This window comes from Xanthomonas hawaiiensis, from assembly GCF_031834635.1.
GTDB lineage: Bacteria > Pseudomonadota > Gammaproteobacteria > Xanthomonadales > Xanthomonadaceae > Xanthomonas_A > Xanthomonas_A sacchari.
The window spans coordinates 3,943,397-3,966,177 of record NZ_CP115873.1; the positions used below are offsets into that span (position 1 = coordinate 3,943,397).

The 22,781-nt window shown below is 70.2% G+C and carries 20 protein-coding genes; 14 read left to right on the plus strand and 6 right to left on the minus strand.

What is annotated here, in order from left to right; all coding sequences use genetic code 11:
* Positions 1–112 precede the first annotated feature (112 nt).
* A complete protein-coding gene (locus tag PG878_RS16770) occupies positions 113–2,431 on the minus strand; it encodes a DUF1631 domain-containing protein (protein ID WP_209030686.1) in 2,319 nt (772 codons plus the stop codon).
* A 214-nt stretch (positions 2,432–2,645) separates the two neighbouring features.
* The gene (locus tag PG878_RS16775; RefSeq protein WP_209030685.1) at positions 2,646–4,877 is read right to left on the minus strand and encodes a DUF1631 family protein; all 2,232 of its coding nucleotides are present in this window, start codon (positions 4,875–4,877) and stop codon (positions 2,646–2,648) included.
* A gap of 155 nt (positions 4,878–5,032) precedes the next feature.
* Between PG878_RS16775 and PG878_RS16780 the strand changes: the two genes are divergently transcribed.
* The 5 genes from PG878_RS16780 to PG878_RS16800 all read left to right on the plus strand — a co-directional run bounded on the left by PG878_RS16780 (position 5,033) and on the right by PG878_RS16800 (position 9,217).
* Positions 5,033–5,608 (plus strand): nitroreductase family protein, encoded by a 576-nt coding sequence (locus PG878_RS16780; RefSeq protein WP_209030684.1) that lies wholly within the window; start codon positions 5,033–5,035, stop codon positions 5,606–5,608.
* Positions 5,605–6,528, plus strand: coding sequence for a 5'-3' exonuclease (locus tag PG878_RS16785; RefSeq protein WP_209030683.1), 924 nt, complete (start codon positions 5,605–5,607; stop codon positions 6,526–6,528). The genes PG878_RS16780 and PG878_RS16785 overlap by 4 nt, the downstream gene beginning before the upstream one ends.
* 144 nt (positions 6,529–6,672) lie before the next feature.
* Positions 6,673–7,224, plus strand: coding sequence for an NUDIX hydrolase (locus PG878_RS16790; protein WP_209030682.1), 552 nt, complete (start codon positions 6,673–6,675; stop codon positions 7,222–7,224).
* Positions 7,217–8,014 (plus strand): N-formylglutamate amidohydrolase, encoded by a 798-nt coding sequence (locus tag PG878_RS16795; RefSeq protein WP_209030681.1) that lies wholly within the window; start codon positions 7,217–7,219, stop codon positions 8,012–8,014. Before PG878_RS16790 ends, PG878_RS16795 begins: the two co-directional genes overlap by 8 nt.
* A gap of 315 nt (positions 8,015–8,329) precedes the next feature.
* Complete coding sequence (locus PG878_RS16800) at positions 8,330–9,217, plus strand: transglutaminase-like domain-containing protein (RefSeq protein WP_209030680.1); 888 nt, start codon at positions 8,330–8,332, stop codon at positions 9,215–9,217.
* A 36-nt stretch (positions 9,218–9,253) separates the two neighbouring features.
* Here PG878_RS16800 and pip read toward each other — a convergent pair whose 3' ends face one another.
* The gene (gene pip / locus PG878_RS16805) at positions 9,254–10,195 is read right to left on the minus strand and encodes a prolyl aminopeptidase (protein ID WP_209030679.1); all 942 of its coding nucleotides are present in this window, start codon (positions 10,193–10,195) and stop codon (positions 9,254–9,256) included.
* A 191-nt stretch (positions 10,196–10,386) separates the two neighbouring features.
* Positions 10,387–11,220 carry a peptide chain release factor N(5)-glutamine methyltransferase gene (gene prmC / locus PG878_RS16810; protein ID WP_209030678.1) on the minus strand — a complete coding sequence of 278 codons (834 nt, stop codon included), beginning with the start codon at positions 11,218–11,220 and terminating at the stop codon, positions 10,387–10,389.
* A gap of 237 nt (positions 11,221–11,457) precedes the next feature.
* Here prmC and ahpC point away from each other — a divergent pair, with 237 nt between their 5' ends.
* From ahpC to PG878_RS16850, 8 genes are all read left to right on the plus strand, one after another.
* Positions 11,458–12,024 carry an alkyl hydroperoxide reductase subunit C gene (ahpC, locus tag PG878_RS16815; RefSeq protein ID WP_010341941.1) on the plus strand — a complete coding sequence of 189 codons (567 nt, stop codon included), beginning with the start codon at positions 11,458–11,460 and terminating at the stop codon, positions 12,022–12,024.
* Between the two features lie 162 nt (positions 12,025–12,186).
* The gene (gene ahpF, locus PG878_RS16820; RefSeq protein ID WP_209030677.1) at positions 12,187–13,779 is read left to right on the plus strand and encodes an alkyl hydroperoxide reductase subunit F; all 1,593 of its coding nucleotides are present in this window, start codon (positions 12,187–12,189) and stop codon (positions 13,777–13,779) included.
* A gap of 151 nt (positions 13,780–13,930) precedes the next feature.
* The gene (locus PG878_RS16825) at positions 13,931–14,884 is read left to right on the plus strand and encodes a LysR substrate-binding domain-containing protein (RefSeq protein ID WP_209030676.1); all 954 of its coding nucleotides are present in this window, start codon (positions 13,931–13,933) and stop codon (positions 14,882–14,884) included.
* A gap of 113 nt (positions 14,885–14,997) precedes the next feature.
* On the plus strand, positions 14,998–15,429 hold the full coding sequence (gene rnk / locus PG878_RS16830; protein ID WP_209030675.1) for a nucleoside diphosphate kinase regulator: 432 nt from the start codon (positions 14,998–15,000) through the stop codon (positions 15,427–15,429).
* Between the two features lie 46 nt (positions 15,430–15,475).
* Positions 15,476–16,444, plus strand: coding sequence for a transaldolase (tal, locus tag PG878_RS16835; RefSeq protein ID WP_209030674.1), 969 nt, complete (start codon positions 15,476–15,478; stop codon positions 16,442–16,444).
* Positions 16,445–16,728: 284 nt separating this feature from the next.
* Entirely contained in the window at positions 16,729–17,298 is a 570-nt protein-coding gene (locus tag PG878_RS16840; RefSeq protein WP_209030673.1) for a type 1 glutamine amidotransferase family protein, read from the plus strand.
* Positions 17,299–17,500: 202 nt separating this feature from the next.
* Positions 17,501–18,715 carry a hypothetical protein gene (locus PG878_RS16845; protein WP_244672564.1) on the plus strand — a complete coding sequence of 405 codons (1,215 nt, stop codon included), beginning with the start codon at positions 17,501–17,503 and terminating at the stop codon, positions 18,713–18,715.
* A 111-nt stretch (positions 18,716–18,826) separates the two neighbouring features.
* Positions 18,827–19,567 carry a hypothetical protein gene (locus PG878_RS16850; protein ID WP_209030671.1) on the plus strand — a complete coding sequence of 247 codons (741 nt, stop codon included), beginning with the start codon at positions 18,827–18,829 and terminating at the stop codon, positions 19,565–19,567.
* Here PG878_RS16850 and msrA read toward each other — a convergent pair.
* Together msrA and PG878_RS16860 are read right to left on the minus strand one after the other, a co-directional pair.
* A complete protein-coding gene (gene msrA / locus PG878_RS16855) occupies positions 19,513–20,163 on the minus strand; it encodes a peptide-methionine (S)-S-oxide reductase MsrA (RefSeq protein ID WP_209030670.1) in 651 nt (216 codons plus the stop codon). The two genes, PG878_RS16850 and msrA, sit on opposite strands and share 55 nt — an antisense overlap.
* Positions 20,164–20,314: 151 nt before the next feature.
* The gene (locus PG878_RS16860) at positions 20,315–20,542 is read right to left on the minus strand and encodes a putative signal transducing protein (RefSeq protein WP_017912582.1); all 228 of its coding nucleotides are present in this window, start codon (positions 20,540–20,542) and stop codon (positions 20,315–20,317) included.
* 209 nt (positions 20,543–20,751) lie between these two features.
* Here PG878_RS16860 and PG878_RS16865 point away from each other — a divergent pair, with 209 nt between their 5' ends.
* Positions 20,752–22,506 (plus strand): glutamine--tRNA ligase/YqeY domain fusion protein, encoded by a 1,755-nt coding sequence (locus PG878_RS16865; protein WP_209030669.1) that lies wholly within the window; start codon positions 20,752–20,754, stop codon positions 22,504–22,506.
* The last annotated feature ends 275 nt before the right edge of the window (positions 22,507–22,781 follow it).

The following is a 22,781-nucleotide window of genomic DNA, read 5'->3' on the forward strand; positions in this document are numbered from 1 at the left end:
GCGACCGCCACTGGCCGCCGCTGACGCGTTGACGCCGCCAACGCCGCGCCGGAGCTGAGAGGAACGCAGGCGTCGCGCCGTCACCGCACAGGCGAAGCGGCGGCAGCGCGCCTCAGTGCAAGGTCGGGCTGTGCGGATCCAGCCGGTCGATGACACCCTGCATGGCGCTGTCGAAGGCGCCGTCGTCCACATGCGCGCGCAGCCGGCCCAACCGCACCATCACCGCCAGTTCTTCCGGCGAGGCCACGCAGAAGCGCACGCCGCGGCGGTTGACGAACAGCAGGCGCGACGAGATCGGGCTCACCCACGACAGCTTGCCGGCCTGCATCTTGCCATCGCGGTCGACGAAATCCAGCCAGGTGCCGATCGGCATCGTGCGGAAGCGGTCGGCGTCGGCGTTGTCGAAATCGTCCATGGTCTGCGGCGGCGCCACCTCCACCGGTTGCGCCTCCTGCACCGGCGGTTGCGGCAGCGCCACCTGCGGCAGTTCCGGCAGCGGCCGCTCCAGTTCCGGACGCAGTTCGGCCACCGCCTGCAGCGTGTCGTGCAGCGCATCGATCGCCGCAGTCGCGGCTTCGGCATGCAGGCCGACGCTGGCGAAGACCCGCTGCAGCGCACCCTGCCAGGCCTGGAGCCAGGGCTTGCCGACGATGTGCCGCTGCGCCTCGGCGGCTTCCTCGAGCAGGCCGTCGGCCAGCGCCAGCGCATCGCGCACGCCGGGGCCACCCTCGCCTTCGCGCAGCATCGCCATGGTCAGGTGGTGCTGCCACGGCTGGCGCAGGAAATCCTGCAGCGCCTGCGGCAACTGCCGGCCCTGCAGGCGCACCTGCAGTTCGGCCTCGGCGCGCTGCCGCGCCAGTTCCAGCTTCTCCTGGCCGCGCTGGGTCTCGGCGGCACGGCGCTCGGCGATCTCGATGCGGCGGCGGTGCTGCACCAGGAAATCGCGGAATTCCTCTTCCAGGGTCAGGAAGATCGCCAGGTTCTCGTTGAACTCGGCCACCAGCCGATCGATGATCTCCTCGACCTTGCCCATCAGCACACGCTCGGCCTGGCTTTCGCCGGTGTTGCCCTCGCAGGCCTCGGCCAGCGAGTTGAGCAGGCGCCGCGCCGGATGGGTCTTCTGCACGAACATGCGCCGGTCCAGCAGCGCGACCTTGACGAACGGCACCACCAGCCGGCCGATCAGTTCGCGCGAGCGGCCTTCCAGGTCGCGCTCGTCGAGCATCACGTCGAACAGCATGCCGACCAGGTCGATCGCATCCTCGTCGACCGGATCCAGCCGCGCATGCGCCGGGTCCACGCCGAACTGGGTGGCATTGGACAGCACCTCGCTCTTGAGCCGCTGCGCCAGCGATTCGCTGTCGTCGCCGATCGCCGCGCGCAGCGTCGCGCTGGGCGTGGCCTGCAGCAGCGACAGCACCGACATCATCTCGCGCTGGCTCAGCGGGCGTTGCTGGCCGACCGCCGCGGTCGCCGCGGAGGTGGCGCTCTCGCGCGCGTTGCGGGTCTGCTGCAGCAGTTCGTGCAGCGCCTCCAGCAACACGCCCTGGCTGCCGCCGGGCAGGCGCGCCTCGGGGTCCTCGTAGCGCTCGCCGGCCTGCTGCAGGCTGCCGCGGCGCTCGGCCCAGCGGTTGACGAAGCGGTTGGCCCAGGCCGGCGCGTAGTGTTCCTCGTCCTCGCCCAGCTCGGCACCGCTGCCGGCATCGGCCGCAGCGCCGGTGTCGCGCGGCGGGCGCGACTCCGGCGGCGGTGGGCGGCGCGGCGGCGGCGTGCGTGGCCGCGAGATCTCCGGCATCACCCCGGCCTGGGCGAGGCTGTCGTCCAGGTCCTGGTAGAGCTTGCCGACCCCGGCGGTGAAGTCGCGCTCGCACAGCTTGATCAGCACCAGCCGCACTTCCGGGGCCAGGTCGCTGGTGGAGAAGGCGGCATGCACGGCCACGCCGATGTGTTCGGGGCCGATCGGGTTGGTGTCCGCATCCAGCTCCAGGCCGCCGGCGATCCAGCCCAGGCGCCGGTCGATGCGGGTCAGCACCGGCTTCCATTCGCGCAGCATCACGCTGGCCAGGTTGCGCACCGCCAGCCGCGATTCCAGTTCGTGTTCGGAGATCAGGCTCAGGCCCTGCCCATAGCCGGCCAGGGCGACTTCGGCCGACAACGGCGCGCCGGCCTCCAGCGCCTCCCAGGCGGTGTGCAGTTGCGCGCGGAAGCGCGCGGCGATCTCGTCGCGGCGACGCCGCAACTCGCGCATCCCGTCCAGGAACAGCAGCTGCGACGCGCCAGCGCTCTCGGCACGGTCGAACAGCACGTCGTCGAAGTGCGCCAGCGCCTCGGCGAAGGCCTGGCCCAGCACCGGCAGCATGCCCTCGCGCGCCTGCGTCAACAGGCGCGGGTCACGCGCCGGGTGTGCGTGCGGGCTGGGGCTGAAACTCATGCGCGACGGCTCCGCGCCATGCACGGCGCCAGATAAAGGAATGGTGGAGGACAAACAGACGCGGCCCCTGTTTCCGCTCCTGCATGGTAGGCAAGGTAGCTGAATATCGACCGTGACGGGCTACGCATTTCTCGCTCCAGAACGTGACCCCGAGCAGAATCGTAGCGGTCGGCAGCGTAACCGCGCGTGCAGCGCGGCCTGAATGCGCAACCGCTCAGGCCGCGACCGCCACCCGTTCCAGGCGGTCGACCACGCCCTGCATGGCGCTGTAGAAGGCATCGTCGTCGCGATGCAGGCGCAGCCGGTCCAGCCGCGCCATCACCGCCAGCGCCTCGGCCGAGGCGACGCACAGCCGCCCGCCGCGGCGGTTGACGAACAGCAGGCGCGCCGAGATCGGGCTCACCCAGGTCAGCTTGCCGGGTTGCACGCGGCCCTCGCGGTCGACGAAGTCCAGCCACGTCCCCAACGGCAGGGTGCGGAAGTAATCGGCGGTGATGTGGTCGAAATCGGTGGCCTGGGCCGGCTCCGGCAGCGCCGGCACAGTCTCGGCGGCGGGCGGCTCGGGCACGTCCACGCCCATCGCGGGCAGCGCGGCCTGCAGCGGCCGCGCGTGCGCCAGGTCGTCCAGCGCCGTGTGCAGGGCCTGCCAGGCGGCTTCGGCCGCCGCGGCGTCCAGGCCGACGCTGGTCCACAGCCGGGTCAGCTCGGCATGCTGCGGCTGCAGCCAGCCCTCCGCCGGTGTCGCGCCGGACTGGGCCTGGCGGCACTGCGCCAGCACCGCATCGCCCAGCGCCAGCGCCGCGGCGAGCGCGTTGCCCTGGCCGTCGTCGCGCAAGGCCGACTGCTGCACGTACTGGCACCAGGACTGGCGCAGGAAGGCCTCGATGGGCAGCGGCAGGGTCAGGTCGTCCCCGGCCTGTTGCAGCAAATCGTGCAGCGCCTGCGCGGCGCGCTGGCGGGCGACCTCGCGGCGCTCCTCCGCCCGCTGCAGTTCGGCCGCGCGGCGCTCGGCGATCTCCACCCGGCGCCGGTACTGCTCGTAGGCGCTGCCGAACTCGGCCTCCAGCGCCAGGAACACCGCCAGGTGCTCGTCGAAATCGCGCACCACCCGCTCCACCGCCGCCTGCGCCTGCGCCAGCAGCGCCTGCTCCGGGCCGGTGCTGCCGGCATTGCCGTCGCAGGCGTCGGCCAGCAGGTTGAGCAGGCGCCGCGCCGGATGCCCGTCGCGCACGAACAGGCGGCCGTCGATCAGCGCCACCTTGGCCATCGGCACCAGCATCTGCCCCAGCAGTTCGCGCTGCGCCGGCTGCAGCACGCATTCCTCGAGCATCACGTCGAACAGCAGGCCAACCAGATCCAGGGTGTCGGCATCGGCCGGGTCCAGGCAGGTGCTGGCCGGGTCCAGGCCGAGTGAGGCGCCGATGCCGGCGATCTGCCGGCGCAGGCCCTGCGCCAACGGGCCGCCGTGTTCGCAGACCGCAGCGAAGCCGGCCAACGGCATGGTCTGCAGCAGCGACAGCACCGACAGCAGCTCGCGCGGCGACAGGCAGCGCCGGCCGTCGCCCGGGCCCGCCTCCGGCTGCGCCTCGTGCAGCAGCGCGCGCAGCGCCGGCGGCAGCACCTCCTGCTCGTTGCGCGCATGCGCGTCCAGCGCGCGCGCGGCACGGCGCTGCGCCGCCGACAGCGGCGCGGCGGTGTCCCAGTTCTCGAAGAAGCGGCTGATCCAGTCCGGCGCCGCCTCGTCCTCGCTCGCGCCCAGCCGCGGGATGGCACGCCGGCGCGGGCGCCCGCTGGGCAGCGCGCGGGCGCGCGCGACCTCGTTCAGGCGCTGCTCCAGTTGCGCATACAGTTCGCCGACGCGCTCCTGCAGCTCCTGCTCGCAGATCTTGACGATCGCCAGTTGCACCTGCGGCGCCAGCACCAGCCCGTGCAGCGCCGCGTACACCGCCGCGCCCACGTGCTCGGGGCCGAACGGGTTGTTGTCGGCATCGATGCGCTGGCCGCCGGCGATGAAGCCGAGGAACCGGTTCAGCCGCATCAGCTCGGGCCGCCAGCGGTGCTGGATCGCGCCGGCCAGGTTGCGCACCGCCAGGCGCACGTCCAGTTCCTGTTCCGAGACCAGGCTGAGGTCGCCGCGCTCGCGCGCCAGGCTGCGCTCCACCGACAGCGGGCGCCCGGCCTCCACTGCCTGCCAGGCCTGGGCCAGGTGCGCGCGGAAACGCGCGGCGATCGGCTCGCGCTGCTGGCGCAACAGCTGGATCGCCTCGAAATAGTCGTTCTGCGCCGGCCCGGCGCGCTCGGCCATGCGGAACAGGGCCTCGGCGAGCACGTCCAGCACCTCGCCGAACGCACCGGCGAGCGGAACCGACACCACATCCCGGACCTGCTCGAGCAGATCCGCGTTGCGGCTGGGCGACAACTCTTCAGCGTATTCAGCAAGGGTCATGGCAGTGTGATACGCAGGCAGCAGTGAGACCGACGTCAATTCGGAAGCTAGCGGCAGATCAGCAACGCAACGTGATTGTCCGTGTAACCGCGGCATCCGCTGCCGCCCGCGAGCGCCCGACTATAATTCCGCGCCCGCCCCACGGAATCGAGACTATGCGCACAATTCATTCGCTGCAAGCGCTGGATGCGCGCCGTTCAGTGCCATCCAGGCAGCTGGGCGAGCCGGGCCCGGACGCGGAGACGCTGCTGGCCATGCTGCAGTCGGCAGTGCGTGTCCCCGATCACGGAAAGCTGGTGCCGTTCCGCTTCCTGCGCATCGCCGGCCCGGCGCGCCAGGCGCTGGGCGACATCCTTGCCGCGCGCACCCTGCAGCGCGATCCCGGTGCGGCGCCGGCGGCGGTGGAAAAGGATCGCGAACGCTTCGCCCATGCCCCGCTGGTGATCGCGGTCATCGCGCGCCTGCAGCGCGGGCACAAGGTGCCGGAGATCGAACAGTGGATGACCGCCGGATCGGTGTGCTTCGCGCTGCTGCAGGCGGCGCAGGCCTACGGCTTCGGCGCGCAGTGGCTGACCGGCTGGATGGCGTATGACGAAACGGTGACCGCGCGACTGGGCCTGGCCGAGCACGAGCATGTCGCCGGCTTCATCCACATCGGCACCGCCCGCCTCGACGTCCCGGAGCGCGAGCGGCCGGATCCGCGCGCGCTGCTCAGCGACTGGACGCCGTGAACGCAGGGCTGCCCGTGTCGCGGCCGCTGTACCTGGTCGACGCCAGCCTGTACGTGTTCCGCGCCTGGCATTCGATTCCCGACGAATTCCAGGACGCGCAGGGCTGGCCGACCAATGCGGTACACGGCTTCGCCCGCTTCCTGCTCGACCTGCTTGAGCGCGAGCGACCGCAGCACATCGTGATCGCCTTCGACGAAGCGCTGGACAGCTGCTTCCGGCATCGTCTGTACACCGCCTACAAGGCCAATCGCGCGCCGGCACCGGACGCGCTGCGCCGCCAGTTCGCGCACTGCAAGGCGCTATGCGCGGCCCTGGGCCTGGGCGTGCTGGCGCATCACGACTACGAGGCCGACGACCTGATCGGCAGCGCCCTGCACAGCGCCCGCGGCAACGGCTTCCACGGCGTGATCGTCTCCGCCGACAAGGACCTGTCGCAGTTGCTGCTGGAGTTCGACGAACAGTGGGACTACGGCCGCGGCCAGCGCTGGGGCGCGGCAGGGGTCAAGGCGCGCCACGGCGTGCATGCGCACCAGATCGCCGACTACCTGGCGCTGACCGGCGATGCGATCGACAACATCCCCGGCGTCACCGGCATCGGCGCCAAGTCGGCGGCGATCCTGCTGGCGCATTTCGGCGACCTGGACACGCTGCTGGCACGCGTCGACGAAGTCGCGTTCCTGCGCCTGCGCGGCGCCGCGCAGATGGCCGTGCGCCTGCGCGAGCAGCGCGAACACGCGCTGCTGTGGCGGCAACTGACCACCATCGCTCTCGACGCGCCGCTGCACACCGCCACCGCGGATTTCACCCGCGGCGCGGCCGATGCCGACATGCTGCACGGCCTGTGCGAGGCGCTGCGCTTCGGGCCGCTGACCCGACGCCGACTGCTGCAGGCAGCCGGCCTGGAGGTTGTGGCCGGCTGAGCGCCGGCCTCGCGTCGCCGCCCGCCCAACGCTGGTCGCAGGCGCGCATCAAAAAAACACAGCGCACGCTCTACACTGCACCGCATCGCCGGACCGCGCCGCGCGCGACCGCGCCTTCTTCCTCCGCCCTCTTGCGAGCTGCCCATGCCCCGCCACGATTCCCCGCCCCGCGTCGTCTACGAAGGCAAGTACCAGCGCATGGTCGTGCGCGGCACCTGGGAGTATTCCGAACGCGTGCACGCCGGCGGCCTGGCCGCGATCATCGTCGCGGTCACGCCGGACGACGAGGTGCTGTTCGTCGAACAGTTCCGCGTGCCGCTGCAGGCGCGCACCATCGAGATGCCGGCCGGGCTGGTCGGCGACATCGATGCCGGCGAATCGATCGAGGTGTCGGCAGTGCGCGAACTGGAGGAGGAGACCGGCTGGACCGCCGACCACGCCGAGGTGCTGCTGATCGGCCCGACCTCCGCTGGCGCCAGCAACGAGAAGATCGCCTTCGTTCGTGCCACGGGCCTGCGCAAGGTCGGCAACGGCGGCGGCGACGCCAGCGAGGACATCACCGTGCATTCGGTGCCGCGCACGCGCGCCGCCGCGTGGCTGGTGCAGAAGATGGGCGAAGGCTACGCACTGGACGCGAAGCTGTGGGCGGGGCTGTGGATGATCGAACACGAGCTCGACGGCACGCCGCGTGGCTGAGGGTCTCAGCCACGCATTGCCGCCGCTGCTGGGCGCGGATGACCCGGCGGTGTTCAGCGTCCATCGCCCACACGGCACCTCGCCGTTCGTACTGCTGGCGGACCACGCCGGCCAGGCGGTGCCGCGCGCGTTGCACGGCCTCGGCCTGGCGCAGGCGGAGCTGGACCGGCACATCGGCTGGGACATCGGCATCGCCGGCACCACCCGCGCGCTGTCGGCGCTGCTCGACGCCTGGGCGATCGAACAGACCTATTCGCGGCTGCTGATCGACTGCAATCGCCCGCTGGCCTCGCCGACGCTGATCCCACCGGTCAGCGACCGCACCGTGGTGCCAGGCAACGCCGCATTGACGGCGGCGCAGCGGCAGCAGCGCATCGACGCCGTGCATGCGCCCTACCACGCGCGTATCGCTGCCGAACTGGACGCACGCCGCGCCGCCGCCCGGCCCACCTTGCTGGTGATGATGCACAGCTTCACCCCGGTGATGGACGGCGTGCCGCGGCCCTGGCATGCCGGCGTGCTCTACCACCGCGACACCCGCTTCGCCCACGCGCTGCTGCAGGCGCTGCGCGCGGAAGACGACCTGCTGGTCGGCGACAACGCGCCGTATGCGGTCAGCGACAGCAGCGACTACGCTGTCCCCGTGCACGGCGAAGGCCGCGGCCTGCCGCATGTGGAGCTGGAGATCCGCCAGGACCTGATCGCCGACGCCGCCGGCCAGCAGGCCTGGGCGCAGCGGCTGGCGCGGATCTTCAGCGCGCTGCAGCCGCAGTTGCTGGCGTTGGGCTGAGTACAAGTCGGCAAGGGGCGCGTGAGCGCTGTGGCTTCTGCCGCGTCCCTCCGTCGAAGACGAGCGACCACCGCACCCACGCAGTCCGCTATCGGCAGCGCCGCCGCAAGGCGCTCCCGGTGCGGCGGTCCTTGGCGTCGCGCCCCGGTCCGCCCCCCACCCGTCGCCAACGCGTCGGTTCGACATGCACTGCCCCCTCCGCCGCTCAGCATGCTGAAGCAGCGACCGCCGGCCTTCACACCAAGCTGAGCGCGGCCTGCGCACGCTGGGGTTGGACCGGTCCGCGCCGGCAGCCCGCCCCGCACCGGACACCCCATGCTCATCCGCCTCGGTTACGAGATCCGCTACAGTTTCGCGCAGGCGACGCCGATGCTGGCGATGCTGGACATCCACGACAGCCGCCGCGACGACATCGTCGCCGCCACCGCCTTGCACAGCGTGCCGGCGGTACCGCTGCACACCTATCGCGACGGCTTCGGCAACCGCTGCACGCGCCTGCAGGCGCCCGCCGGCGCGCTGACCCTGCGTGCCGACGCGGTGGTGCGCGACAGCGGGCTGCCGGACCAATACCGCTACGACGCGGCACAGACCCCGGTGGAGGCGCTGCCCGACGACACCCTGGTGTATCTGCTCGGCAGCCGCTACTGCGAGACCGACCTACTCAGCGGCATGGCCTGGGAGCTGTTCGGCGGCACGCCGCCCGGCTGGGCGCGGGTGCAGGCGATCTGCGATTACGTGCATGCGCGCATCGCCTTCGGCTACGTCCACGCCTGCGCCACCAAGAGCGCGGCGCAGGCGCTGCAGGAAGGGCGCGGGGTGTGCCGCGATTTCGCGCATGCGGCCATCGCCCTGTGCCGCTGCATGAACATTCCGGCCCGCTACTGCACCGGCTATCTCGGCGACATCGGCGTGCCCGCCTCGGACGCGCCGATGGATTTTTCCGGCTGGTTCGAGGCCTTCCTCGACGGGCGCTGGTACACCTTCGATGCACGCCACAACCTGCCGCGCATCGGCCGCGTGCTGATCGCGCGCGGCCGCGACGCCGCCGACTTGGCGATCAGCACCACCTTCGGCGACAACGTGCTGGAATCGTTCGTGGTGTGGACCGAGGAGACCACGCAGGCGCAACTCGACCCACGGCCTGCACCGCCAGGTGCGGCCGCGGCGGCCGACTACGCGCCCGGCAACGTGCTGGCCTGCTGAGCCGCAGACCGGCGCGCCGCGCAGGCGCCCGCGAACTCAGGCGAAGCCGTCGGTGGCACGCACCAGCGCGTCGACGTTCTCGGCCTCGAACGCCGAATGGCCGGACGCCGGCGTGATCTGCAACGTCGCCTTCGGCCAGGCCTTGGCCAGGTCCCAGGCATTGGCCAGCGGGCAGACCACGTCGTAGCGGCCATGCACGATCACCCCGGGGATGTCGGCGATGCGGTGCGCGTCGCGCAGCAACTGGTCCTCGACCTCGAAGAAGCCGCCGTTGACGAAGTAGTGGTTCTCGATGCGCGCGAACGCCAGCGCGAAGTGCGGGTCTTCGTGGCTGTCGACGAAATCGGCATCCACGTGCAGGAAGCTGGTCGCGCCTTCCCACACGCTCCAGGCCTTGGCCGCGGCCAGGCGGGTGGCCTCGTCGTCGCTGGTCAGGCGCCGGTGGAAGGCGGAGATCAGGTCGGCGCGCTCCACCGGCGGGATCGCGGCGATGTAGTGTTCCCACGCATCCGGGAACAGGCGGCTGGCGCCTTCCTGGTAGAACCACTCCAGTTCCCAGCGGCGCAGCATGAAGATGCCGCGCAGCACCAGCTCGGTGACGCGCTGCGGATGCGTCTGCGCGTAGGCCAGCGCCAGGGTCGAACCCCAGCTGCCGCCGAACACCTGCCAGCGATCGATGCCAAGGTGCGTGCGCAACCGCTCGATGTCGGCGACCAGGTCCCAGGTGGTGTTGTCGACCAGGTCGGCGTGCGGCGTGGAACGGCCGGAACCGCGCTGGTCGAACAGTACGATGCGGTACTTGGCCGGGTCGTGGAAGCGGCGCATCTTGGCGTTGCAGCCGCCGCCCGGACCGCCATGCAGCAGCACCACCGGCTTGCCGTGCGGATTGCCGCACTGTTCGTAGGACAGGGTATGCCGTGCGTCCACCGGCAACATGCCGCTGTCGAACGGCTCGATCTCGGGATACAGCGTGCGCATGGCGCCTCCTGCAGGGAAACCCCGATTCTACCCAGCGCGCGGCCTGGACTCGCAGACGAATGCGCCGCGATCCCTTGGCCTCGGGGCAAGTGAACAAGGCCGCCCGGCGCAGCGCGGGAGCGCTTCCCTGCACGGCTCGCATCGCGTGCCCGCCATCGGCAACGGTCGCGCGCGCCCCCAGACCGGATCGCTCAGCTGGTCGGCCACTGCCCCAGCGTGACCCGGTCGCGCGCTTCCAGGTCCTGCTGGGTCGCCACCTCCGCGAAGCCGGCCGCGTCCAGCAGCGCGCGCACCGCCGCGCCCTGGTCCCAGCCGTGTTCCAGCAGCAACCAGCCGCCGGGCAGCAGGTGCGCCGGCGCAGCGGCGACGATCCGGCGCAGATCGTCCAGGCCGTCCGGGCCGGACGCCAGCGCGCTGGCCGGTTCGTAGCGCAGGTCGCCCTGCTGCAGGTGCGGATCGCCATCGGCGATGTACGGCGGGTTGCTGGCGATCAGGTCGAAGCGCTGGCCGGCCAGCGGCGCCAGCCAGGCACCGTGGACGAAGACGACGTTGCCCAGGCCGTGCGCGTGCGCGTTGGCCTGCGCAACCGCCAGTGCTTCTGCACTGAGGTCGGTGGCCGTCACCTGCGCCTGCGGGCGCTCGCTGGCCAGGGCCAGGGCGATGGCGCCGCTGCCGGTGCCGAGGTCGGCGACGCGCCGGCCCGGCGCCGTGTCCAGCCGCTCCAGCGCCAGTTCCACCAACCGCTCGGTGTCCGCGCGCGGGATCAGCGTGGCCGGCCCGACCGCCAGGTCCAGGGTCCAGAAGCCGCGCCGGCCGGTCAGGTAGGCCACCGGCTCGCCCTGCGCACGCCGCGCCAGCAACGCCTGGAACCCGGTGATCACGTCGTCGGGCAACGGCTCGCGGGCGTGCGCGAACAGCCACGCGCGGTCTCGTTGCAGGGCGTGCAGCAGCAGGGCTTCGGCATCGCCGCGCTCGACCTCGGTGCAGGCCGCGCGCAGCAGGGACTCGGGGGTAGGCGCATTCATCGCTGTCACGATGCCGCAGCGAGTCTGGAAAAGCCAACGTGGTAGAACGGATCAACGCCTATGCGCCATGGGCGGCTGGCGCCATCGTGCGGCAGCGCAGCAAAGAGCCAGGCTTGGAAATCGATAGAGGAAACCTATCTATTCAATTCCATCAATCGATTTGAGGGATCTATCGGCGCCCCCTATCATGAGCCTCGTTCCATCCCCCGACCCCTATTGCAACCACGAGGAAACTCCATGTCGTCTTTGATCAACACCCAGGTCCAGCCGTTCAAGGCCAACGCCTACCGCAACGGCGAATTCATCGAAGTCACCGACGCGGACCTGAAGGGCAAGTGGTCGGTGCTGATCTTCATGCCGGCCGCCTTCACCTTCAACTGCCCGACCGAAGTGGAAGACGCCGCCGAGCATTACGCCGAGTTCCAGAAGATCGGCGCCGAGGTCTACATCGTCACCACCGACACCCATTTCTCGCACAAGGTGTGGCACGAGACCTCCCCGGCGGTGGGCAAGGCCCAGTTCCCGCTGGTCGGCGACCCGACCCACCAGCTGACCCGCGCCTTCGGCGTGCACATCGAGGAAGAAGGCCTGGCCCTGCGCGGCACCTTCGTGATCAACCCGGAAGGCGTGATCAAGACCCTCGAAATCCACGACAACGCCATCGCCCGCGACGTCACCGAGACCCTGCGCAAGCTCAAGGCCGCGCAGTTCGTCGCCTCGCATCCGGGCGAGGTGTGCCCGGCCAAGTGGAAGGAAGGCGAGAAGACCCTGAAGCCGTCGCTGGACCTGGTCGGCAAGATCTAAGCCGCCCGCGCTCCCATCTCCGCCTCGCGGCGGGGGTGGGGGTGAACCGCAGCCGGCATCGTCCGCCGGCGCCGGCTGCGGTTCATCCCTCCTCCCCTCTTCGCAGCGCGCTGTCCCGGCAGCGCGCTTCCCCCTCGCTTTGCCCAACGTCAGGAGTCCGCCATGTTGGATGCCGATCTGAAAACCCAGTTGAATGCCTACCTGGAGCGGGTCGTCCGGCCCATCCACATCACCGCATCGGTGGACGATGGCGCCAAGTCGCGCGAGATGCTCGACCTGCTCGAGGATCTGGTGCTGCTGTCGGACAAGATCACCCTGGACGTGCACCGCGACAGCGGCGAGCGCGCGCCCTCGTTCGCGCTGAACAGCCCGGGCCACGACATCCACCTGCGCTTCGCCGGCCTGCCGATGGGCCACGAGTTCACCTCGCTGGTGCTGGCCCTGCTGCAGGTCGGCGGCCACCCGTCCAAGGCCACCGCCGAGCTGATCGAGCAGGTGCGCAACCTGCCCGGCGAGTACCGCTTCGAAACCTATTTCTCGCTGTCGTGCCAGAACTGCCCGGACGTGGTGCAGGCGTTGAACCTGGCCGCGGTGCTGAACCCGAACATCCAGCACGTGGCGATCGACGGCGCGCTGTTCCAGGACGAGGTGGAGGCGCGGCAGATCATGTCGGTGCCCACCGTCTACCTCAACGGCGAAGTCTTCGACCAGGGCCGCATGACCCTGGAGCAGATCGTCGCCAGGCTCGACACCGGCGCGGCCAAGCGCGATGCGGCGGCGATCGCGGCCAAGGCGCCGTTCGACGTGCTGGTGGTCGGCGGCGGCCCCGCCGGCGCGGCGGCGGCGATCTATGCCGCGCGCAAGGGCATCCGCACCGGCGTGGCGGCCGAGCGCTTCGGCGGCCAGGTGCTGGACACCATGGCGATCGAGAACTTCATCTCCGTGCAGGAGACCGAAGGCCCGAAGATGGCCGCGGCGCTGGAGCAGCACGTGCGCCAGTACGACGTGGACATCATGAACCTGCAGCGCGCCGAACAGCTGGTGCCGGCCGGCGCCGACGGCCTGGTCGAGGTCAAGCTGGCCAATGGCGCGTCGCTGAAGAGCCGCACGGTGATCCTGTCCACCGGCGCGCGCTGGCGGCAGATGAACGTGCCCGGCGAAGACCAGTACCGCAACAAGGGCGTGGCCTACTGTCCGCACTGCGACGGCCCGCTGTTCAAGGGCAAGCGCGTGGCGGTGATCGGCGGCGGCAACTCCGGCGTGGAAGCGGCGATCGACCTGGCCGGCATCGTCAGCCACGTCACCCTGGTCGAGTTCGACAGCAAGTTGCGCGCCGACGAAGTGCTGCAGCGCAAGCTGCGCAGCCTGGGCAACGTCGACATCCTGGTCAACGCGCAGAGCACCGAGGTGCTGGGCGACGGCCAGAAGGTCACCGGCCTGGTCTACAAGGACCGCGTCGGCGGCGATGTGCACCGCCTGAGCCTGGAAGGCATCTTCGTGCAGATCGGGCTGCTGCCGAACACCGAGTGGCTGCAGGGCACGGTGGCGCTGTCGCCGCGCGGCGAGATCGTGGTCGACGACCGCGGCCAGACCTCGCTGCCCGGCGTGTTCGCCGCCGGCGATGCGACCACGGTGCCGTACAAGCAGATCATCATCGCCATGGGCGAAGGCTCCAAGGCGGCGCTGAGCGCGTTCGACCACCTGATCCGCCACAGCGCACCGGTCGCCAGCGGCAGCGTCGCCGAAGCCGCCTGATCGGCCATGGTCCCGCGCCGCACTGCCGGCGCGGGACCATGGCGCGCGGCCTGCGTCGCGCACGCCCATCTGTCTCGCCGCCGTCTGCGCCAGACGCTCTATGCTGTGACCCTGCGACACCTCCCGCCGCAGCGTCCCGAGGACCCCGTCGATGAACCTGCGTGATCTGAAATACCTGGTGGCGCTGGCCGATCACAAGCATTTCGGGCGTGCCGCCGCGGCCTGCTTCGTCAGCCAGCCGACGCTGTCCACGCAGATCAAGAAGCTCGAGGACGAACTGGGCGTGCCGCTGGTCGAACGCGCGCCGCGCAAGGTCATGCTGACCCCGGCCGGACGCGAAGCCGCCAGCCGCGCGCGCGGCATCGTCGCCGAGATCGAGCAGATGAAGGAGGCCGCGCGGCGCAGCCAGGATCCGGAAGCCGGCACCGTGCGCCTGGGCATCTTCCCCACGCTGGGCCCGTACCTGCTGCCGCACGTGATCCCGCGCATCCGCGAGCGCTTCCCGCAGCTGGAACTGCTGCTGATCGAAGAGAAGAGCGACGTGCTGCTGACCCGCCTGCGCGAAGGCCGGCTGGACGCGGCGCTGCTGGCGCTGCCGCTGCACGACGAGCAGTTGCACGCCGAATTCCTGTTCGAGGAACCGTTCGTGCTGGCGGTGCCCGAGCAGCATCCGCTGGCGCGGCGTCCGACCCCGCTGACCCTGGAGGAACTGCACGCGCAACGCCTGCTGCTGCTCGAGGACGGGCACTGCCTGCGCGACCAGGCGCTGGACGTGTGCCATCTGTCCGGCGCGCTGGAAAAGGCCGAGTTCCAGGCCACCAGTCTGGAGACGCTGCGGCAGATGGTCGCCGCCAACGTCGGCGTGACCCTGTTGCCGCTGCTAGCGGTGCAGCCGCCGGTGGCCAATCCGCCGAACCTGCGGCTGCTGTCGTTCGCGCCCGACGCCGGGCCGAGCCGGCGCATCGCCATGCTGTGGCGGCGCAGTTCGGCGATGGGCGCGTTCCTGCAGCAACTGGCGCACCTGTTCGGCGCGTTGCCCGAAGACCTGTTCACGCTGCCGGCGCAGGCGCCACTGCCGAGCCAGGCGCCGCGCCAGGTGGCCTGAGCGGGGGCCGACCCGGCCACGGCGTCGCATCGGCGCCGGCTTGCTTGCACAATGGGAACGGGGGCGGCGCGGTGCCGCCCCCGTTCGTTGTGCCATCCAACCGGAGCCTGTCCATGACCTCGCAACACCACAGCGGCCTGCCGCCCTCGTTGATCCTCTCCAGCCGCGATTTCGCGCGCCTGGAAGCCCTGCTCGATTCCCCTGCCTTGCAGCAGCACCCGGCCGCGCTCGCGCTGGGCGCAGAACTCGACCGCGCCACCGTCGTGGCGCCGGACCAACTTCCTCCCGGCATTGTCGCCATGCATTCGCGCGTGGAATGCGAAGACGAACTGCACGGCGAACGCCACCAGCTGACCCTGGTCTATCCGCACGAAGCCGATGCCGCGCATGCGCGCATCTCGGTGCTGGCCCCGGTCGGCAGCGCCCTGCTCGGCCTGGCCGTGGGCCAGTCCATCGACTGGCAGGCGCCCGGCGGACGCCCGCTGCGCCTGCGCGTGACCGCGGTGCAGCGCGCCGACGACGACAACGCGCGCGCAGCGCGTTAACGTGCGCGGCCCTATCCTTGTTCCCACTCGTTTCCGAGAGATACCGATGACCTCTTCCGCCCCCTCCAAGCTCGCCCAATTGCGCGAGTTGTCCGTGGTCGTGGCCGATACCGGCGACTACGACGCGATCAAGCGGCTCAAGCCGGTGGACTGCACCACCAACCCGACCCTGGTGAAGAAGGCGCTGGACCTGCCGGTCTACGCCGACCTGATCGACGAGGCGCTGGCCTGGGCGCGCGGCCAGGATGGCGACCACGCCGCCCTGGTCGACGAGATCGCCGACCGCCTGACCATCGGCGTCGGCGCCAAGCTCAGCGCGCTGGTGCCCGGCCGCGTGTCCACCGAAGTGGACGCCGACCTGGCCCACGACACCGCCGCCACCATCGCCAAGGCGCACAAGTTCATCGCCATGTACGCCGAGCGCGGCATCCCCAAGGACCGCATCCTGATCAAGGTCGCCGCGACCTGGGAAGGCATCGAGGCGGCGCGGCAGCTGCAGAAGGACGGCATCGACTGCAACCTGACCCTGATCTTCAACCGCACCCAGGCACTGGCCTGCGCCGAGGCCGGGGTGTTCCTGATCTCGCCGTTCGTCGGCCGCATCCTCGACTGGTACGTGGCCAAGGGCCAGACCCCGGCGACGATCGACGAGGATCCGGGCGTGCAGTTCGTGCGCGGGGTCTACGACGCGTTCAAGCGCCGCGGCTCGCAGACCGTGGTGATGGGCGCCTCGTTCCGTTCCACCGCGCAGATCGAGGCGCTGGCCGGCTGCGACCGCCTGACCATCTCGCCGGACCTGCTGGAGAAGCTCGACGCCGACCACGGCCCGCTGCCGCGCAAGCTCTCGCCCGGCCAGGCCGATGGCGCCAAGGTGGAGCCGATCGACGCCAAGCGCTTCGCCGCCGACCTGGCCGCCGACCCGATGGCCACCGAGAAGCTGGCCGGCGGCATCGATACCTTCGCCAAGGATTTGCAGACCCTGCGCGACACGATCCGGCACAAGCTGGTCGGCTGAGTGTTGTGCCTGCCCCGCAAGCGCGGTGATGCTGCGCTTGCGGTGCCGGGAATAGGGAAACGGGAATGGGGAATCGGGAAAAGCGAGTCCCCTTTCTCTGCCGTCTCCCGATCGATTTGATGACGCCTGCACGCGGCTGCACCGCGCGCGAAGGCACACACGCCACGAACGCCGAAAACAGGTGCAGTTGCCGCGCACATCACCTGCGTCACTTTCGACACCGCGTTGGCACGGCCGCAACTTTTCCCGGGCTATGCTGCGCGCCCGAGTGCAGAGGCAAGGCAATGGCAACGATCGCAGTGGTGATGGTGGACGGCGTGGCGGATTGGGAGATCGGCACCATCCTGCCGGCGGCACGGGCCTGGTTCGGCGACACGCTGCAGATCGCCAGCATCGACGGCAAGCCCATCACCTCGATCGGCGGACTCGACCTGCACCCCACCCATGCGCTGTCGGATCTGGCGCCCCTGGACGCCGACCTGTGGCTGCTGCCCGGCAGCGACCGCTGGCAGGCCGGCGAGATCCCGGGCCTGAGCGGGTTGTTGCAGCAGCGCCTGGAGGCTGGCCGCGGCGTCGCGGCGATCTGCGGCGCGACCCTGGCGCTGGCCTACGCCGGCCTGCTCGACGCCCGCCCGCACACCAGCAATTCCGAAGCCTTCCTGCGCGAGCACGCCGGCGTCTATGCCGGCAGCGCGCACTATCAGGAACGCCGCGTGGTCAGCGCTGGCGGCCTGATCACCGCGCCCGGCACCAGCCCGGTCAGCTTCGCCGAGGAATGTCTGCGCCTGCTGCATCCCGAACGCGAGGAACAGATCGCGCAGATGCGGCAGATGTTCGCGGCCGAGTTCGTCTAGCGCGACCAGTACCACCTGTCATGCAGACGGCGGCATCGCAGCATGACTACACTTGTCGCCACATCCTGCAGCACGCCATCGGCGGCTGAGCGCGGCGTCGCGGTCGAGCCGTGGCGGGCATGACGTAACGGCGGTTACGCACACCCGCGCGCCGGCAGGGTGCTTCCATGGCTTCGACAGGAGAGAGTGCATGCGCGGATGGATGACGCGTTGTTTGTTCTTGCTGGCGCTTGCCGCCGCCAGCGCCTCCGGCATGGCCGCCACGCCGGCACCGACCCGGGTCGCGATCCTGGGCGTGGAGCACGCCGCACAACTGGTCTCCGAACGCGACCAGCCGGGTGTGCTCGCCGCGTTCCTCGAGCAACTCGCGCCGGACGCGCTGTGTATCGAACGCCTGCCGGAGCAGGCGGCACGCGGCGACTACTACGAATACACCTACGAGGTGCAGGGCGTGATCCTGCCGTACGCCGCGGCGCATCCCGTCGCGCTCTGTCCGATCGACTGGATGCCGCCGGTGGAGGACGCCAGACTCGGCTTTGGCGTGGACCTGGACACGCCGCTGGAACTGCGCCGCGCGCAGGGGTTCCAGGGCTTCCTGGCGTTCCCCGACAAGGCCGCATTGCAGCGCGATTTCTTCGCGGCGGATGTGCCCGAGAACGTGGCCGCGGTGCGGAAGTGGGCGCAAACCCCGGCGCCGCGCGCCGACCAGGACCTGCCACGGCGCCTGTATCTGTACCGCACCTTCCTGCAGGCCCAGCGCATCCGCGCCGCGGCGCTGGCGCACCCGGGCAAGACCGTGCTGGTGGTGGTCGGCTATTTCCACAAACCGGACCTGGAGGCGATCCTCGCGCACGATCCGGCGATCGCGCTGATGCAGCCGTCGACGCTGGGGCGCCCAACCGCGGATGCGGTCGCGCGCGCCACCACCGCGTCGCAGCGTGCGGCGATCCTCGCCTTCAACCTGCTCGGCACCCAGGCCGACACCGGCAACGTCGACTGGGCATGGATGACGCGCGTCCTCGACACGTACGCGACCGAGGCGCCGGCCGCCGAAACGGCGCTGTTGCGGACCCGGCTGGCGCTGCTGAGCGGCCAGCTCGCACCGGCCGAAGCGCGGCGCCGCTACGCACGGCTCGCCGAGGACACCCAAGCCGAGCTGGAATTCGGATGGACCGGCGTGCAGGACCGCACACGTGTGGATTCCTTCTTCGATCCCTTCGGCAACCTGACGGTGCGCCAGCGCGCGACGCTGGAACTGGCGCGGACCGACTACGCGCTCGGCCGCAGCCGCGAGGGCGACGCGGCGATCGAGCGGCTCAGGGCCGAACTGTCGCCGCGCAAGGCCTTGCAACTGTGCGGCTATGCGGCGCGGCTGCGGCCGGCCGCCGGCAAGGGCACCGCGGGAATCACCCAGTAAGCAGATGATGGCGGCCTGACGCACGCCGACGCCGCGCCCATCGAGGATCGGTCTCGCTCTTTGAGAGGGGCCCATGGCTTGATGCAGCCGAGTTCAGTTCGGAGACGCAGCATGTCACTCGCCGAGTTCGCAGGTCGCTACAGCAACATCGCCGGCGTCATCGCCGCCGCCGGCGCGCTTCCCATGTTCTTCCTCAAATGGAGGACCGGCTTTCTCGGTCTCTCCGTCAAACGCACGCAACGCCTTTATGCGCTGTCGCTGGGCGGTGCCTGGCGGCATGCGGATGCGGCCGCCTTGCAGATCGCTGTCGGCAATGCCATTGGCGGCAATCTCGACGGCGACGAAATCAGAATCGCGCTGGAGCGCAGCAATGCAGTCCGGGTACTGACTTACTGCAAGATGGCCAAGGGCATGATTGGGGTGTCGAACGACAAGTCGCGCTTCGTGCCCAAAGGACATTGGACGTCAGCCGGAAGCTATCGAAAAGCCGCCATCGCGCTGTACGTGGCCGCATTCGTCCCCTGGTTGCTTGCACCTGCCGCCTTCAATCTCTTTGAGCCATCCAAACAAATTGCCGGTGGGATTTCGCTGGCGATGTTGCTATTGAGCCCCGTTCTGGCATGGCTCTCCGCGTGTGCGGAAGCTGCTTACCGGCTTACAAGCGACTTCGATCAGAAGTACCCCAGGCTTCAGCAGCTCCCGGCCAGCAAAGGACGGACACGGGCAGCCCGCACGAAGCGTGCAGGCGCGCCGCAGCCGAGCGCCGGTCGGCCGCGGCGCCGCCTCCGCGTCGAGGCTCAGGCCTCCAGCCCGATCGGGCAACTCACCCCGGTCCCGCCCAGCCCGCAGTAGCCACCCGGGTTCTTGGCCAGATATTGCTGGTGCTCGTCCTCGGCGTAGTAGAACGGCGGCGCCGGGAAGCGGATCTCGGTGGTGATGGGGCCGTAGCCGGCGGCGTCCAGGCGCTGCTGGTAGGCATCGCGGCTGGCCAGCGCGGCGTCGTACTGGGCCTGGGTGGTGCAGTAGATCGCCGAACGGTACTGGGTGCCGCTGTCGTTGCCCTGGCGCATGCCCTGGGTCGGGTCGTGGCTTTCCCAGAAGGTCTGCAGCAACTGCTCGAAGCGCACGGCCTGCGGGTCGAACGCCACCAGCACCGCCTCGGTGTGGCCGGTCTGGCCGGAGCACACCTCGCGATAGGTGGCATTGGGCGTCTCGCCGCCGGCGTAGCCGACCGCGGTGCTGAACACGCCCGGCAGCGACCAGAACTTGCGTTCGGCGCCCCAGAAGCAGCCCAGGCCGAACTGCACCTGCTCCAGGCCGGCGAAGGCGTCGCGCAACGGATGGCCGTTGACGAAGTGACGGTTGTGCAGCGGCAGCGGCTGCGCGCGTCCCGGCAGGCTCTCGCCCGGACGCGGCAGGCGCTGCTTGAAGGCACCGATTCCCAACATGGCATGGACTCCTGGCAGCGACGGCGATGTCTTGTGGATGGCGCTGCCTGATAGCCGTTTCAAGGCTGGGATTGGGAATTGGGGATTCGCAACGGCAGCCCCCCCGCTTTTGCCAATCCCCAATCCCGACGCCCCAATCCCAGCCCCCAAACTACATCGCCCGCGTCACCTGCCCGCCCAGGCCCAGCGTCATCAGCACTTCCTGGGCCTTTTCCAGCAGTTCGTCGGCCACGCAGACCTGGACTACGCCGAAGGGCAGTTCGCCGGCGCCGCCGAGCAGGGCCTCGCCGAACACGAAGGCGGTGATGCCGGCGTCCTCCAGCGCATGCTTGGCCAGGTGCGCATCGATCAGGTGCTGCGCGCGGTAGGCGATCTGCATGGTCGGCCGCTCAGTCGCATGCGCCGACGTCGACGGCGTGGGCGCTGCGGGCGCGCTGCGGCCACGTGGGCTGGTGTCGATCGCCGACGACGAGGCAGGACAAGCACATGGCGGGATCTCGCAGCTGGGCCAAGCCGCAGCCTACGCGGCGGGGCGGCCGCCGGCCAGCTCGGCTAAACTGGCTGTCTATTACTTTTGTTGACGCGCGCATGTCCGACACCCCCGCCACCGACGCCTCCACCCCGGCCGAGAAGAAAGACTTCATCCGCCAGATCGTCCGCGAGGACCTGGCCAGCGGCAAGCACACGGCCATCCGCACCCGCTTCCCGCCCGAGCCCAACGGCTACCTGCACATCGGCCACGCCAAGGCGATCTGCCTGGACTTCGGCATCGCCGCCGAGTTCGCCGGGCGCTGCAACCTGCGCTTCGACGACACCAACCCGGCCAAGGAAGACCCCGAATTCGTCGCCGCGATCCAGGACGACGTGCGCTGGCTGGGCTTCGACTGGGCAGAACTGCGCCACGCCTCGGACTATTTCGAGGTGTACTACCTGGCCGCCGAGAAGCTGATCCGCGACGGCCACGCCTTCGTCTGCGACCTCTCCGCCGAGCAGGTGCGCGAGTACCGCGGCACCCTCACCGAGCCGGGTCGCGACTCGCCGTACCGCACCCGCAGCGTCGAGGAGAACCTGGACCTGTTCCGGCGCATGCGCGCCGGCGAGTTCCCGGACGGTGCGCGCACCCTGCGCGCCAAGATCGATATGAGCAGCGGCAACATCAACCTGCGCGACCCGGCGCTGTACCGCATCAAGCATGTCGAGCACCAGAACACCGGCAACGCCTGGCCGATCTACCCGATGTACGACTTCGCGCATTCGCTGGGCGATGCGGTGGAAGGCATCACCCACTCGCTGTGCACGCTGGAGTTCGAGGACCACCGCCCGCTGTACGACTGGTGCGTGGACAAGGTCGACCTGGCCGGCCACCCGGAACTGCTGCAGCCGCTGCTGGACAAGGGCCTGCCGCGCGAGGCGGCCAAGCCGCGGCAGATCGAGTTCTCGCGGCTCAACATCAACTACACGGTGATGAGCAAGCGCAAGCTGACCCAGCTCGTCGCCGAGGGCCTGGTCGACGGCTGGGACGACCCGCGCATGTACACCCTGCAGGGCCTGCGCCGCCGCGGCTACACGCCGGCCGCGCTACGCCTGCTGGTGGACCGCGTCGGCATCAGCAAGCAGAACTCGGTGATCGATTTCTCGGTGCTGGAAGGCTGCCTGCGCGAAGACCTGGACGCGCACGCCGCGCGGCGCATGGCGGTGATCGAACCGCTGAAGCTGGTGCTGAGCAACCTGCCGGACGGCCACAGCGAGACGCTGACCTTCTCCAACCATCCCAAGGACGAGGGCTTCGGCACGCGCGAAGTGCCGTTCTCGCGTGAGCTGTGGATCGAGCGCGAGGACTTCGCCGAAGTCCCGCCCAAGGGCTGGAAGCGGCTGGTGCCGGGCGGCGAAGTGCGCCTGCGCGGGGCCGGCATCGCTCGCGTCGACGAGGTGATCAAGAACGACGCCGGGCAGATCGTGGAACTGCGCGGCTGGCTCGACCCGGAATCGCGTCCGGGCATGGAAGGCGCCAACCGCAAGGTCAAGGGCACCATCCACTGGGTCAGCGCCGCGCACGCGGTGGAGGCGGAGATCCGCCTGTACGACCGTCTGTTCTCGGTGGAGAAGCCCGACGACGAATCCGACGGCAAGACCTACCGCGACCACCTCAATCCCGACTCCAAGCGCAGCGTGCGCGGCTACGTCGAACCCGCCGCCGCCCAGGCCGCGCCGGAGCAGGCGTTCCAGTTCGAGCGCACCGGTTACTTCGTCGCCGACCGCTACGACCACCGCGCCGACGCGCCGGTGTTCAACCGCAGCGTGACCCTGCGCGACACGTGGAGCGGCGGCCAGGGCGGCGCCTGACCCAGGGCGTGCGCCATGCCTCCGGCGGCGACAACGTCCTGGAGGAAGGCGGCGCGCCGGTCGCGGACGGGCGGACGGATGCTCAGACATCTGCCGCGTCGTTGGGCGCGATCGCGTCGGGACTGAAGTCCCTCCCACAGGATGGCTGCCTGCGCGGCCGCTTTTTGCAGGGGTCTGCTTTAGCCCCGCCGTTTTATCGGTAAGGCGCCGCTGCTGAAGCAACGGATACAAAAAGCCTGGATTCGGGATTCGGGATTCGGGATTTTTCCGGGTAC

Coding starts and splice junctions, on each gene's coding strand:
- PG878_RS16770 (WP_209030686.1), bottom strand. CDS start 2,431: ATGAGTTTCAGCCCCAGCCCGCACGCACACCCGGCGCGTGACCCGCGC.
- PG878_RS16775 (WP_209030685.1), bottom strand. CDS start 4,877: ATGACCCTTGCTGAATACGCTGAAGAGTTGTCGCCCAGCCGCAACGCG.
- PG878_RS16780 (WP_209030684.1), top strand. CDS start 5,033: ATGCGCACAATTCATTCGCTGCAAGCGCTGGATGCGCGCCGTTCAGTG.
- PG878_RS16790 (WP_209030682.1), top strand. CDS start 6,673: ATGCCCCGCCACGATTCCCCGCCCCGCGTCGTCTACGAAGGCAAGTAC.
- PG878_RS16800 (WP_209030680.1), top strand. CDS start 8,330: ATGCTCATCCGCCTCGGTTACGAGATCCGCTACAGTTTCGCGCAGGCG.
- pip (WP_209030679.1), bottom strand. CDS start 10,195: ATGCGCACGCTGTATCCCGAGATCGAGCCGTTCGACAGCGGCATGTTG.
- prmC (WP_209030678.1), bottom strand. CDS start 11,220: ATGAATGCGCCTACCCCCGAGTCCCTGCTGCGCGCGGCCTGCACCGAG.
- ahpC (WP_010341941.1), top strand. CDS start 11,458: ATGTCGTCTTTGATCAACACCCAGGTCCAGCCGTTCAAGGCCAACGCC.
- ahpF (WP_209030677.1), top strand. CDS start 12,187: ATGTTGGATGCCGATCTGAAAACCCAGTTGAATGCCTACCTGGAGCGG.
- PG878_RS16825 (WP_209030676.1), top strand. CDS start 13,931: ATGAACCTGCGTGATCTGAAATACCTGGTGGCGCTGGCCGATCACAAG.
- rnk (WP_209030675.1), top strand. CDS start 14,998: ATGACCTCGCAACACCACAGCGGCCTGCCGCCCTCGTTGATCCTCTCC.
- tal (WP_209030674.1), top strand. CDS start 15,476: ATGACCTCTTCCGCCCCCTCCAAGCTCGCCCAATTGCGCGAGTTGTCC.
- PG878_RS16840 (WP_209030673.1), top strand. CDS start 16,729: ATGGCAACGATCGCAGTGGTGATGGTGGACGGCGTGGCGGATTGGGAG.
- PG878_RS16845 (WP_244672564.1), top strand. CDS start 17,501: ATGACGCGTTGTTTGTTCTTGCTGGCGCTTGCCGCCGCCAGCGCCTCC.
- PG878_RS16850 (WP_209030671.1), top strand. CDS start 18,827: ATGTCACTCGCCGAGTTCGCAGGTCGCTACAGCAACATCGCCGGCGTC.
- msrA (WP_209030670.1), bottom strand. CDS start 20,163: ATGTTGGGAATCGGTGCCTTCAAGCAGCGCCTGCCGCGTCCGGGCGAG.
- PG878_RS16860 (WP_017912582.1), bottom strand. CDS start 20,542: ATGCAGATCGCCTACCGCGCGCAGCACCTGATCGATGCGCACCTGGCC.
- PG878_RS16865 (WP_209030669.1), top strand. CDS start 20,752: ATGTCCGACACCCCCGCCACCGACGCCTCCACCCCGGCCGAGAAGAAA.